We start from the raw sequence: 12,224 nt of genomic DNA on the forward strand, positions 1-12,224 counted from the left end.
CCGCCATTAAAGGCGAACACCCAGCAGGCTGGGCCAACACCGCTTTTGGCCATCCATGGCCACGCGGCGTACGACCCACAAGGAGGTGGGGAGTGGCGATTGCGCAGGAGCGCAGCTATCGGCCCGATCCTCCTGCGGCGCTGTCGCCATCCCTGGCTCTCGCGCCATACCTCCCGTCCCTGGGCATAAAAAGGGGGCCGGAGGCCCCAAGTGCTTACGCAGAGAACATCCATGAAGGGGTTATCACGCGCAGGCCTCGGCCCGGGGGTGTAGCCCCATCTGTTTGGCCATCCAGGGTGGCGGGTTGGTCGCGACCACGGCCTGCAGGCTCAGTAGCGCCTGGTCGATGGGTGTTTGTTGGCTGTCCCTGAGGGGGTGGATACCCTGGCGGATCACCTTGGCGGCGGCGGGTCCGCCGATGGAGGCGACGTATAACAGCTGGCAGTCGTCCAGCTGATCGGCCCGCACCTTGTTCTTTTCCACACCCCCGACCGATAGCGCCGGGCGGCTCTCAACAAACTCGATCCGCGTGCTGTCGAAGCGGTAGATATCAAACTGTGTGCAGCTACCGAAGTGCCCATCGATCAGGTCGCCACCATTGGTGGCAAAGGCGATGGTGAACTGGAAGGTATCGCGGGTCATCGGTCGTCTCCTCTGGTCCCCGCCATGGTGCCGGAGGGCGGATCCATGGCGGTAGGGTTGGTGTTTCTCAAGCGGCGATGATGCAGTCGTCGATCGGGCAGATAAGCACGCACTTGGGCTTATCCGATTCTCCCTCACATTCTGTGCAGCTGTCGGCCTTGATCTTGAAGGCCACCAGGCTTTCGGTGATGGACTCCGTGGGGCACTCCGGTACGCAGTCGCCACAGGAGATGCATTCGTCTTCAATGATTTTCAGTGCCATGATTTTCTCCTCGTCGGTAGAGTGGATGGCCGGCCCTAGGCCCGGCGCACCCGTACGGTTTTAGGCAGTTTGGGTTTGTCCATCGGATCGAGGTACCAGGCGCTGCCGTCGTCCAGTTCGATCCGTCCTCCCCAGTGGTCACTGCTGTCGTGTTCCAGTGAAACCACCATCGCCTCGAGATCTTTCTTGGCGATATAGAGGGAGAGTTGGCCTTCATTTTCCCTGAGCATTACGCTGGGCATGGGCTTCTCCTTGTGATGCCCCTCTCCCGCGAAGGAGAGAGGGGCACAGACGCCTAGCGGACCAGGTCGAAGTTGTAGTCAGTAACACCGATCTCCATGGTTTCGGCGTCAAGCTTTTCGAGCACCGAATTGACCAGGGTGGTCAATACCTGCATGGCGCCTTCATACCCGAGGGTGGTCTGGCGGTGCAGGTGGTGACGATCAAAGATCGGGAAGCCGAGGCGGATCAGTGGTACTTCGAACTCCTTGCCCTTGGCGAGGGTGTCGCGCTGCAGGAACTTGCCGTAGGAGTTGCCGATAACGAAGTCCGGCTTGTTGGTGAACAGCAGCGAGCGCAGGTGCCACAGGTCTTTGCCAATGTGGATCTCGCACTGGGCGCCAAAGGGGGAGGCGTCTAGTACGCTCTGCAAGGCCTTGGCAAAACGCTTGTTGCCGTTCTGGCAGAGGATGATGGAAGGCTCTGCCCCCAGCTCCAGCAGGAACCTGGCCAGCCCCATCACGAAGTCGGGGTCACCGTAGATCGCGAACTTCTTGCCGTGCAGCCAGGTGTGGGAGTCCTGCATCATGTCCACCAGGCGGCCCCGCTCCAGTGCCAGGCTTTCCGGGATCTCTTTGCCGGTCAGTTCGGAGACGGTCATCAGGAAGCGGTCGGTGGCCGCCAGCCCCATCGGGTAGTCGATGGCGGTAGCGGGCTGCTTCCAGGTGGTCTGCACGAACTTCTTGGTTTTGGTCAGCGCCCAGGGCTGCAGCAACAGGCTGTCGATGGCGTTGGGTGCCTCCTTGATTTCGGCCTGGGTGGTGCCCCCCTCGTACATGCGGTACTTGCCATCGGCCGGGGTGTCGAGCACTTCGCTGGGGTCACTCAGCAGGCTGGCCTCTACCCCCATATCGGCCATCATGCGCTTGAGCACACGGTAGTTGCCGAGGTAGGTTTCGAAACCGGGTACCAGGTTGAGCTTGCCGCTACTGCCGACCTCCTTGCCCTCCATATCGTTGAGGGTAAAGGTGCGGGCGAAGCCTTCAAACATGCCATCCCAGCCATTGGTGTGGCTGCCCACGAAGCTTGGGGTATGGGCGAAAGGGGTGGGCATATCGACGGGGATATGGCCCTCCTTCTTGGCGTTGCCGATGAAAGCGTTAAGGTCGTCGCCGATCACTTCCGCCATGCAGGTGGTGGAGACGGCAATGATCTCCGGCTTGTAGAGCGCGTTGGCGTTTTCGAGACCATCCTTCATGTTTTGCTGGCCGCCGAACACCGCCGAATCCTCGGTCATGGAGTCGGATACGGTCATCACCGGCTCTTTGAAGTGACGGTTGAAGTAGGTGCGGAAGTAGGCCACGCAGCCCTGGGAACCGTGCACGTAGGGCAGGGTCTTTTCAAAGCCCAGGGCGCAGAGGACCGCCCCCAGGGGTTGGCAGGCCTTGGCCGGGTCGATGGTGAGCGCCTTGCGGGCGAAGTTGATCTCCTGGTACTCCTCGCTGGTGGTCCAGTCGAAGATCTCCTTCACCTTAGCATCGGCGGCGGGGTCTTCCATGCTGGCTTTCTTGCGGGCCAGCAGCTCCTGATACTCCGGCTGTTGGAACAGCGGATAGCAGGGTTTTACGTTGTCTGCAGTTTGACTCATGTTAACCTCCCCATCGCGCCACTCTGATGTGGACGGACGACGGTAGTGAAAATGCGGCAGATATTTCTGCCTCCAGGGGCAGTCGCGTTAGTGGTGCTCACCGATCAGGCGCTCTTTTTCCAGGGCGCAGTCAGCTCCTTCCAGCAGGGGTTGTTGAGGGTCATGTCCATATCGCGGGCGAAGATGGCGAAGCCGTCGTAGCCGTGATAGGGGCCGGAATAATCCCAGGAGTGCATCTGGCGGAAGGGGATACCCATCTTCTGGAAGATGTACTTCTCCTTGATACCACCGCCGATCAGGTCGGGCTTGATCGCCTTGACGAACTCCTCGAACTCGAAGCCGGTGACATCGTCGTACAGCAGGGTGGCGTTGCTGAGGTCTTCCAGGGTGCGCTCGTAATCGTCGTTATGACCGAACTCGTAGCCGGTACCCACCACCTCCATCCCCAGGTCCTGGTAAGCACCGATGGTGTGACGGGGACGCAGGCCGCCGACATAGAGCATCACCCGCTTGCCTTCGAGGCGGGGACGGTACTTGTCGATGATGGCCTGGGTCTGGGCCTTGTACTTGGCGATCACCTGCTCGGCGTTGGCCTGGATGGTCTCGTCGAAGAAGCTGGCGATCTTGCGCAGGCTCTCCTCGGTTTTGGTGGGGCCGAAGAAGTTGAACTCCACCCAGGGGATGTCGTACTTCTCCTCCATGTGGCGCGCCAGGTAGTTCATGGAGCGGTAGCAGTGCAGCAGGTTCAGCTTGACGTTGACGTTGTTCTGCACCTCGTTGAGGGTGCCATCCCCGGACCACTGGGTGACCACGTTGAGGCCCATCTCTTCCAGCAGGATACGGGAGGACCAGGCATCCCCGCCGATGTTGTAGTCGGCGATGAGGGCGACATCGTAGGGACCGACTTCGCGCTTGTGATCTTCCGACAGTACCCAGTCACGGACCGCATCGTTGGCGATGTGGTGTCCAAGGGACTGGGAAACACCGCGGAAGCCTTCGCAGCGCACCGGTACCACCGGTTTGCCAAGCTCGGCGGATTTGCTTTTGGCGACCGCCTCGATATCGTCACCGATAAGACCGATCGGGCACTCCGACTGTACCGAGATCCCCTTGTTGAGGGGAAACAGCTGCTCGATTTCGTCGATCAGCGTGGCCAGTTTCTTGTCACCGCCGAAGACGATGTCCTTCTCCTGGAAATCGGAGGTGAAGTTCATGGTGCCGTAGCTGTCCACGCCGGTGGTACCAACGTAGTAGTTACGACGCCCGGCGCGGGAATATTGGCCACAACCCACCGGTCCGTGGGAGATGTGGATCATGTCCTTGATGGGACCCCACACTACCCCCTTGGAGCCGGCGTAGGCACAGCCCCGGTTGGTGAGGACACCGGGCAAAGCCTTGCGGTTGGAGGTGATGCAGCCCTTGGTCTCCTGGCCGGGCTCTGCCACGGCCAGGTGTTTGGCACGGTCCTTCCGCGCCTTTTCAGGGTAGACCTCAAGCACCTCTTCGATCAGCGCTTTGGTCTCTTCAACATGTAAACTCGACATAATAGCGTACCTTCGTTTAAACCTGTGTTCGCAAATAACCCTTGATGTGAGGCATTCTCGTAACCTGTGGATCCGGTTACGAGGTCACACCATCAATAGGCCATGGAGGCGCTTAACCCTCGGCAGCCAGCTCGGCGGCGGTCTTGCCAACGATCGACTCGTCCTCGACTTCCATGATGCCGAACTCCATCAGCAGGTCCTCGAGCTCGTCCATGGTGCAGGGGTTGGGAACCACAAACAGGGTGTTGTCGATCACCTTGCGGGCCAGGGCCCGGTACTCATCCGCCTGGTTACAGTTGGGGTCGTACTCGATCACGGTCATGCGACGGATCTCGGCGTGCTGGACCACGTTGTCGCGGGGCACGAAGTGGATCATCTGGGTGCCGATCTTGGCGGCCAGCGCTTCGATCAGCTCATCCTCGCGGTCGGTGTTACGGGAGTTACAGATCAGGCCCGCCAGGCGCACGCTACCGGAGCTGGCGTACTTGACGATGCCTTTGGAGATGTTGTTGGCGGCGTACATCGCCATCATCTCGCCGGAGCAGACGATGTAGATCTCCTGCGCCTTGTTTTCTCGGATCGGCATGGCAAAACCACCGCAGACCACGTCACCCAGCACGTCGTAGAAGACAAAATCCAGGTCCTCTTCGTAGGCGCCCTCCTCCTCGAGGAAGTTGATCGCGGTAATCACCCCGCGACCCGCGCAGCCAACACCCGGTTCAGGACCGCCGGACTCGACACACTTAACATCGCCGTAGCCAACCGAGAGCACATCTTCAAGCTCCAGGTCTTCCACGGTGCCCAGCTCGGCGGCCTTCTCCATCACGGTGGTTTGGGCCTTGGAGTGGAGGATCAGGCGGGTGGAGTCCGCCTTGGGGTCGCAACCGACGATCATTACTTTCTTGCCCGCCTCCGCCAACGCAGCGACGAGGTTTTGTGTGGTGGTGGATTTACCGATACCACCCTTACCGTAAATTGCACATTGACGCAGTGTCATGTTCAGTCTCCTTTAAGCAACGGGTTTCCTATAAGGTCCGATAGTGCTAGGGCAACGCCTGTGCCAAGTCGCTTAAAATAGTTTTAAGTTGTTGATGTAAAAGTAGAAAAAAAGTTTTTGTAAGGAAGGCTCTGGCCTCTTTTGTTCTGGTGGGTATGCGACAAAGCTGGAAATCCTGTAGGGTTAATGACGACAAAACCGGGGCCGGATCGGGCGATAATCTGCAGCAGGGAGGGGAATAGATGAGTGGGCAGCGGGAGCAACGGTCGCCCGGGGGGGCACCGACGGGCGCGGGACAGAGCCTGTGTCGGTTACCCGCCAATGCCTACCTGCCGATCAACCGTTGTAACCTGCCGGCGGTGATTCTCGGCGGGCTCGGTTTCCAGCAGCAGCCGGCACCGCTCTATCTGGACGGCGTGCAGGCGCTGCACAGGGATCTCTTTGAGCGCTTGCAGCGATTGACTGATCCGCTCCAGCGCCAGCAGCAGTTTATCGATTACCTGGATGTGCATTTCTGCCTCGACGACCCCGAAGCAGCGGGCTATGTGGCGGGGGCGTCCGGACGTCCCAAGGCCACCTGGCGACGGACCCTCCGGGGTTGGCTGTTCGATACCGACAGCCGGGAGGGGGCGGTGATGAAGGCCTGGGTGGAATCCCGCTTTGGCCTGCTGCCGCGTTACCACCGTGGGAGCATCCGCGATTTCAGCGGCGACACTTATCGGGGCTATCTGGAGGCGCGGGCACGGGGCCTCTACAACACCAACGCGCTTGAGGCGCAGCTTGATCTGCTCTACAGCTTTTGCCAGTACGAGTTGGCGCAGTCGGGTGCGGAGCCTCTGTACCTCTATCGAGGCATTAACCGCGCCGAGGCCCTCGAGCAGGTGGGGGTCAACGGGGCGGGGCAGCCGGTGGTGCTGCTGACTAACCTCAACTCCTTTTCCCGCGAGCTGGAGCGGGCCTCGGAGTTTGGTGACCGGGTGATGCGGGTACAGGTACCGCGGCAGAAGCTGGTTTGCCACGATAGCCTGTTTCCCGGTCTGCTGAAGGGGGAGGGGGAGCACCTGGTGATCGGTGGCCTGTACGCCATCGAAGACTGGGTGCTCTAGAGAGGGCGGGACTCTGCCTCAGGCGCTCCTGGCGTCTTCCTGATCCTTGTCCCGGGGCTTGCGCTCCTCCTCCGGATTCTCCTCCACGCTACTGTTGCTGCCGTCGCTCAGCACCTCCACCAGGTCGGAGCGGGAGAGTTCGCCCATCAGCTCTCCCTCCTCGTCCACCACCGGCAATGGGTAGTCGTTGTCGAGGGTGTCGGGAATGACCGCCTCAAGGAGTGAGTCCGGGGAGATGTGCGGTACCTCCTCGTAGTGCTCCTCGTCGATCGGCTGCTGGCTGTTCTCGCGGGCCGCCTGCTCCAGGGTCTCCTGGGTGATGATTCCCTGGTACCCCTCATCGCTGACGTAGTAGCCGAAGTCGTGGGGGAGCTTCTTCATCTGCTTGAGCGCCTCACCAATGGTGTTGGCCGTAATGCGGTAGGCGGGCGGTTGCATGACCGTCTCAACCGTCAGCGCGCGGGCGCGGTTGACATCCTTGACGAAGGCCTCGACGTAGTCGGTTGCGGGGTGCAGCAGGATATCCACCGGCGTCCCCTCCTGCACCAGCTCGCCATCCTTGAGGATGGCAATACGATCCCCCAGGCGCAGGGCTTCATCGAGGTCGTGGGTGATGAAGATGATGGTCTTGTGCAGGCTCTCCTGCAGCTCGATCAACTGGTCCTGCATCTCACTGCGGATCAATGGATCGAGGGCCGAGAAGGCCTCGTCCATCAGCAGGATCTCGGCATCGGTACAGAGCGCGCGCGCCAGGCCTACCCGCTGCTGCTGACCACCGGAAAGCTGCGACGGATATTGCTCCTCGTAGCCTCCCAGCCCTACGGTGTCGAGCCACTGGGCCGCCTTCTGCAGGCGCTCCTTTTTATCGATACCCTGCACTTTGAGGCCGTAGGCCACGTTATCGATCACACTGTTATGGGGCATGAGGCCGAAGCGCTGAAACACCATCGACATCTTGTGACGCCGAAATTGCTCAAGCTCTTTGATGGAGAGGCGCATGACATCAGTGCCCTCCACCAGGATCTGCCCCTCGGTGGGGTCGATCAGGCGGTTGAAATGGCGGATAAGGGTCGACTTGCCGGAGCCGGAAAGGCCCATGATGACAAAGATCTCCCCCTTGTTGATCGACAGGTTGATGTCTCTCAGGCCAACGGTATGGCCGGTTTGCGATAAAATGTCATCTTTGCTGAGCCCTTCACGAACCTTATTCATCACCTCATGGGAGCGTTCGCCGAACACCTTGTAAAGGCCTTTTATCTCGATCAGGGTTTGAGGGTTGGTATCAGACACTGTGGGCCCCTCCCAAATGTTTCTGCGCGCGCTTGGCGTAGGCCTGGGATACGCGATCGAAGATGATCGCCAGGGCGACGATTGCCAGTCCATTAAAGAGACCCAGGGTAAAGTACTGGTTGGTGATGGACTTGAGGACCGGTTGCCCCAACCCCTTGACACCGATCATGGAGGCGATCACTACCATCGCCAGCGCCATCATGATGGTCTGGTTGATGCCGGCCATGATGGTTGGCATGGCCAGCGGCAGCTGTACCCCGAACAGGCGTTGGCGGGGGCTGGCGCCGTAAGCGGTGGCCGCTTCCAGTACCTCCTTGTCCACCAGGCGGATACCGAGGTTGGTGAGGCGGATGACGGGAGGAATGGCGTAGATCACGACCGCGATCACGCCGGGAATTTTACCGATGCCCAACAGCATCACTACCGGAATCAGGTAAACGAAGGCGGGCATGGTTTGCATGATATCGAGGGCCGGAGTGACGGCCGATTGCACCCGGTCCGAGCGCGCCATCGAGATACCGATAGGGATACCCAGCACAATCGCCAGCAGGGTACAGACGGTAATGATGCTGAGGGTACGCATGGTGTTTTCCCACATGCCGAAGTAACCGATCAGCAACAGGGAGACCACTACCCCGAGGCAGAGCTTCCAGGAGCGGCTGGCGGCGTAGCTGAGGCCGACAATAGCGGCAATCACCAGCAGCCAGGGGGCGTCCAGCAGGAGGCGTTCAAACCAGACCAGGAAACTCAGCAGGGGGTCGAAAAAGGATTCGATCAGGTCGCCGTATTCCCGTGAAAAGTCACGGTAGGCGCCGTCGAGGGATTTGCGGATAGCGACCAGGTCGCTCCGCTCCATTTCTGGAAATTTGGAGAGCCAGGAGGTCTCAGCCATAACAATAACCTTTATTGATAGGGTAAAAAGGCCGGAGGGATAGAACGGCGCCCGCCGGGAGGGGCGCCGTGTCAGGTGTTACAGGGCTGCGAGGGCGTCCTGAACACGCTTGGCGGCGTCAGCGGGGAGCCACTGTTGCCACATATCGGGGTAGCTGGTGAGGAAATGCTCCATGGCAATCTCTCCGTCCGCCTGGTTGTCTTCCATCCACGCCAGCAACTGGTTCATGCGCGCGTTGGTGAAGGAGCGCTTGGTCAGGTAGTCGTAACCACCGGAGGCCTTGCTGGCAAACTCCTCGGTGGTCACAGTGTGCACCGGAGAGGGTGGCCACATGGTGACCTGCGGGTTTTCGCAATCGGCCTTGGAGATGCAGTCGAGGAAATGCTGCTCTTTAACGCCAGAGCCGAAATCCACCTTCACCATCTCGTACTTACCAAGGATCGCCGTCGGCGCCCAGTAGTAACCTACCCAGGGTTGCTCACGCTCGTAGGCGCGGGCGATGGCACCGGCCAGACCGGCACCTGAACCCGGATCGATCAGCTCAAAGCCGGCATCGGCCAGCTTCAGCGCCCGGAATTCATTGCCCGAGGTGATCTGGCAGTTCCAGCCCGCGGGGCAGCCGTAGAGGGCGGAGAGACTGGGGTCTTCCGGGTGCTTGAACAGCTTGGCGTTGGCGATGACCCCCTGGATGGTCGCCAGGCTGGGGTCCTTGTCCACCATGTACTTGGGTACCCAGAAGCCCTCTTCTCCCCCATCGGTGAGGGATTTGCCGGCGATCCGCAGGCGTTGCTCCGAGACCCCTTTCTCCAGGGCCGCCTTCATGGAGTTGCTCCAGAGTTCCGGCGCGATATCGGGTTGTCCCTTTTCGATCATGGAGGTGCCGGTGGGCATGGTGTCGCCCGGTACCAGCTCGGCATCACAGCCGAACCCGTGTTCGAGGATGAAACGATCGACGTTGGCGATCAGGGAGGCCGAGTTCCAGTTCATGTCGGCGATGGTAACCCTGCCGCACTCGGCAGCCAGGGCCGAGCTGCTGGCCAGGCTGGCACAGATGATGCCGGCCGCAAGTGAAAATCTCTTCATAGATGCTTCCTGAGTTAATGAATAACGGATTATGGATCGCAAATAGTTTAATGCTGTAAACATTTGAGATCAAATCAATCGACGCTATTACAGTGGTGGCTCAGGAGCCAGGTGGGGTCTCAGAAGGCTTGCGGGGCGATGTCGAGTAGAGGGGCGGCATCGATCGACTCCGCGTCCATCATGGTGGCAACCCGTTGCAACGAGGAGAGGATCTGGGTCTTTTCCCAGGTGTCGAGACCCTCGAAGCGCTCGATAAACTTCTCGTGCAGCAGGGGGGGAGCCTTATGGAGGAGTTCGGCACCTGCCTCGGTGAGGCGTGCATTGACGATTCGCTTGTCGCTCTGGGCACGGATGCGAGCTACCAGTTTGCGGTCCTCAAGGCGGTTGAGGATGGTGGTTACCGTGGCCTGGCTAAGGAACACATCGTCCGAGATGCGCTTGACCGTGACATCGCCCAGGGTGTGGATGGCCCGCAGTACCATCACCTGCGGGATTGTCAGTCCGCACTCTTTGGACATGCGCTTCGATTGCAGGTCGGTTGCACGGATGATGCGGCGCAGAGAGATCAGTACCTCCGGCCAGTATTGGGCTTCGAGCATGGATTGGTCATCCTTGGGAAATGTTGAAAGGGAATTATATCGGGGTTGCATACGCTGAGCCATTGTATAATTAATTTGAGGTCTAATGATTAGAAGTGTAATAATATGCGCCCCACTAGGCAAGGCCATGCCCTGCCAAACAGGATTCATTAGATGGAGGAGTTGTTATGTGTGGTATTGCCGGGATTTTCTCCCCGCACCAGAGTATCGATCTAGCCAGCGTCGAGCGGATGGTTCGCACCCTTGAACCCCGCGGGCCCGATGGGCAGGGGGTGCTGCAACGCAACGGCCTGGCGATGGGGCATAGGCGCCTGAAGGTGATCGACCTCAGTGAGCATGCACAGCAGCCGATGGTGGATGCCGAGTTGGGCCTGGACCTGGTGTTCAACGGCTGCATCTACAACTACCGCGAGTTGCGGGGTGAGCTGGAGGCCCTCGGCTATCGATTCTTCTCCGATGGCGACTCCGAAGTGATTCTAAAGGCCTACCACGCCTGGAATACGGACTGTGTGCAGCGCTTTAACGGTATGTTCGCCTTTGTGATCCATGAGCGCGACAGCGGCCGTCTGGTGATGGCGCGGGATCGTCTGGGTATCAAGCCGCTTTACCTGGCAGAGTCCCCCGGGCGGGTGGCCTTTGCATCGACCCTTCCGGCCCTGCTGGCGGGGGGGGAGGTCGACACCCGCATCGACCCGGTAGCGCTTAACCATTACCTGAGTTTTCACGCCGTGGTGCCGGCCCCCAGGACCCTGATGCAGGGTGTGCGCAAGCTGGAACCGGGAACCCTCAGGGTCTACCAGCCGGACGGTGAATTCGAAACCCACCGCTACTGGTCGCTGCGGGTGGGGGCGCGCGAGGATGATCGGGGCATTGAGGCCGGCGAGTGGCAGGAGCGTGTGCTGACCGCCTTGCGCAAAGCGGTGAAGCGCCGCATGGTGGCTGATGTGCCGGTGGGGGTTCTGCTGTCGGGCGGACTCGACTCCAGCCTGATCGTAGGACTGCTCGCGGAGGCAGGGCAGCAGGGGCTGGCCACCTACTCGGTCGGTTTTGAGAGCGCCGGTGGCGAGAAGGGGGATGAGTTCCAGTACTCCGACCTGATCGCTCAGCACTTCGGTACCGATCACCACCGGATCGAGATCCCCTCCAGCCGTCTGCTGGAAAACCTGCCGGCCACCATCGCTGCCATGTCGGAACCGATGGTCAGCTACGACAACATCGGCTTTTACCTGCTGTCACAGGAGGTCGTGAAGTCCCACAAGGTGGTGCAATCGGGGCAGGGGGCCGACGAGGTATTCGGCGGCTACCACTGGTACCCGCCCCTGTGCGACAGCCAGAACCCAGTGCAGGATTACTGCCGTCTCTTCATGGATCGTGATTACGAAGAGTATTCACAAACAGTGAACCGTGAATTCCTTCGTTCCGACCATGCCACCGATTTTGTTGCCAAGCGCTTTATGCAGCCCGACGGAGAGCGGGCGATCGACAAGGCGTTGCACCTGGATACCACCGTGATGCTGGTTGAGGACCCGGTCAAGCGGGTTGATAACATGACCATGGCCTGGGGGCTGGAGGCTAGGGTCCCCTTCCTTGACCACGAGCTGGTGGAGCTGGCGGCGCGGGTTCCGGCCGACCTCAAGGTGCGTGACGGGGGGAAGTGGGTGTTGAAGGAGGCGGCGCGCCAGGTGATCCCCTCCGCCGTGATCGACCGTCCCAAAGGCTACTTCCCGGTGCCTGCGCTGAAATACATTCAGGGCCCCTACCTCGACTACGTCAAGGATGCCCTCAACTCTCAGCGCTGTCGTGAACGGGGAATCTACCAGCGGGACTATCTGGACACCCTGTTACAGGATCCCAGTCGACATATTACGCCGCTGCGCGGATCCAAGTTATGGCAGGTGGCATTGCTGGAGCTTTGGTTGCAGGCCCAGGGTCTGTAGGAGGA

General features: G+C 60.1%; 12 protein-coding genes. 2 read left to right on the forward strand and 10 right to left on the reverse strand.

All coding sequences use genetic code 11. From position 1 onward, the window contains the following. Positions 1-243 precede the first annotated feature (243 nt). From D0544_RS13825 to nifH, 6 genes are all read right to left on the reverse strand, one after another. A complete protein-coding gene (locus tag D0544_RS13825; RefSeq protein WP_125017126.1) occupies positions 244-642 on the reverse strand; it encodes a NifB/NifX family molybdenum-iron cluster-binding protein in 399 nt (132 codons plus the stop codon). 67 nt (positions 643-709) lie between these two features. Continuing rightward, positions 710-904 (reverse strand): 4Fe-4S binding protein, encoded by a 195-nt coding sequence (locus tag D0544_RS13830; protein WP_125017128.1) that lies wholly within the window; start codon positions 902-904, stop codon positions 710-712. 35 nt (positions 905-939) lie between these two features. After that, positions 940-1,146, reverse strand: coding sequence for a putative nitrogen fixation protein NifT (gene nifT / locus D0544_RS13835; RefSeq protein WP_125017130.1), 207 nt, complete (start codon positions 1,144-1,146; stop codon positions 940-942). 53 nt (positions 1,147-1,199) lie between these two features. Continuing rightward, positions 1,200-2,771: a nitrogenase molybdenum-iron protein subunit beta gene (nifK, locus tag D0544_RS13840; RefSeq protein WP_125017132.1), complete on the reverse strand. Its 1,572-nt coding sequence runs from the start codon at positions 2,769-2,771 to the stop codon at positions 1,200-1,202. Positions 2,772-2,875: 104 nt separating this feature from the next. Next, positions 2,876-4,315: a nitrogenase molybdenum-iron protein alpha chain gene (gene nifD / locus D0544_RS13845; RefSeq protein WP_125017134.1), complete on the reverse strand. Its 1,440-nt coding sequence runs from the start codon at positions 4,313-4,315 to the stop codon at positions 2,876-2,878. 112 nt (positions 4,316-4,427) lie between these two features. Further along, positions 4,428-5,312, reverse strand: coding sequence for a nitrogenase iron protein (nifH, locus tag D0544_RS13850; RefSeq protein ID WP_125017136.1), 885 nt, complete (start codon positions 5,310-5,312; stop codon positions 4,428-4,430). Positions 5,313-5,554: 242 nt separating this feature from the next. Between nifH and D0544_RS13855 the strand changes: the two genes are divergently transcribed. After that, positions 5,555-6,418, forward strand: coding sequence for an NAD(+)--dinitrogen-reductase ADP-D-ribosyltransferase (locus D0544_RS13855; protein ID WP_125017138.1), 864 nt, complete (start codon positions 5,555-5,557; stop codon positions 6,416-6,418). Positions 6,419-6,436: 18 nt separating this feature from the next. On the opposite strand, the gene D0544_RS13860 is transcribed toward D0544_RS13855, so the two are convergent. The 4 genes from D0544_RS13860 to D0544_RS13875 all read right to left on the reverse strand — a co-directional run bounded on the left by D0544_RS13860 (position 6,437) and on the right by D0544_RS13875 (position 10,282). Beyond that, the gene (locus D0544_RS13860; RefSeq protein WP_243647341.1) at positions 6,437-7,708 is read right to left on the reverse strand and encodes a quaternary amine ABC transporter ATP-binding protein; all 1,272 of its coding nucleotides are present in this window, start codon (positions 7,706-7,708) and stop codon (positions 6,437-6,439) included. Continuing rightward, positions 7,701-8,600, reverse strand: a complete 900-nt coding sequence (locus tag D0544_RS13865; protein ID WP_125017142.1) for an ABC transporter permease — start codon at positions 8,598-8,600, stop codon at positions 7,701-7,703. The genes D0544_RS13860 and D0544_RS13865 overlap by 8 nt, the downstream gene beginning before the upstream one ends. 78 nt (positions 8,601-8,678) lie before the next feature. After that, positions 8,679-9,683, reverse strand: coding sequence for an ABC transporter substrate-binding protein (locus D0544_RS13870; RefSeq protein ID WP_125017145.1), 1,005 nt, complete (start codon positions 9,681-9,683; stop codon positions 8,679-8,681). 119 nt (positions 9,684-9,802) lie between these two features. After that, positions 9,803-10,282 carry a MarR family winged helix-turn-helix transcriptional regulator gene (locus D0544_RS13875; RefSeq protein WP_125017147.1) on the reverse strand — a complete coding sequence of 160 codons (480 nt, stop codon included), beginning with the start codon at positions 10,280-10,282 and terminating at the stop codon, positions 9,803-9,805. Between the two features lie 167 nt (positions 10,283-10,449). On the opposite strand from D0544_RS13875, the gene D0544_RS13880 reads away from it, so the two are divergent. Continuing rightward, complete coding sequence (locus tag D0544_RS13880; protein WP_125017149.1) at positions 10,450-12,219, forward strand: N-acetylglutaminylglutamine amidotransferase; 1,770 nt, start codon at positions 10,450-10,452, stop codon at positions 12,217-12,219. Positions 12,220-12,224: the final 5 nt, after the last annotated feature.

This window comes from Aestuariirhabdus litorea, assembly GCF_003864255.1.
Taxonomy (GTDB): Bacteria; Pseudomonadota; Gammaproteobacteria; order Pseudomonadales; family Aestuariirhabdaceae; genus Aestuariirhabdus; species Aestuariirhabdus litorea.

Excerpts from the sequence above, each read along its gene's own strand:
- D0544_RS13825 (WP_125017126.1), bottom strand. The coding sequence starts at position 642 with ATGACCCGCGATACCTTCCAGTTCACCATCGCCTTTGCCACCAATGGT.
- D0544_RS13830 (WP_125017128.1), bottom strand. The coding sequence starts at position 904 with ATGGCACTGAAAATCATTGAAGACGAATGCATCTCCTGTGGCGACTGC.
- nifT (WP_125017130.1), bottom strand. The coding sequence starts at position 1,146 with ATGCCCAGCGTAATGCTCAGGGAAAATGAAGGCCAACTCTCCCTCTAT.
- nifK (WP_125017132.1), bottom strand. The coding sequence starts at position 2,771 with ATGAGTCAAACTGCAGACAACGTAAAACCCTGCTATCCGCTGTTCCAA.
- nifD (WP_125017134.1), bottom strand. The coding sequence starts at position 4,315 with ATGTCGAGTTTACATGTTGAAGAGACCAAAGCGCTGATCGAAGAGGTG.
- nifH (WP_125017136.1), bottom strand. The coding sequence starts at position 5,312 with ATGACACTGCGTCAATGTGCAATTTACGGTAAGGGTGGTATCGGTAAA.
- D0544_RS13855 (WP_125017138.1), top strand. The coding sequence starts at position 5,555 with ATGAGTGGGCAGCGGGAGCAACGGTCGCCCGGGGGGGCACCGACGGGC.
- D0544_RS13865 (WP_125017142.1), bottom strand. The coding sequence starts at position 8,600 with ATGGCTGAGACCTCCTGGCTCTCCAAATTTCCAGAAATGGAGCGGAGC.
- D0544_RS13870 (WP_125017145.1), bottom strand. The coding sequence starts at position 9,683 with ATGAAGAGATTTTCACTTGCGGCCGGCATCATCTGTGCCAGCCTGGCC.
- D0544_RS13875 (WP_125017147.1), bottom strand. The coding sequence starts at position 10,282 with ATGCTCGAAGCCCAATACTGGCCGGAGGTACTGATCTCTCTGCGCCGC.
- D0544_RS13880 (WP_125017149.1), top strand. The coding sequence starts at position 10,450 with ATGTGTGGTATTGCCGGGATTTTCTCCCCGCACCAGAGTATCGATCTA.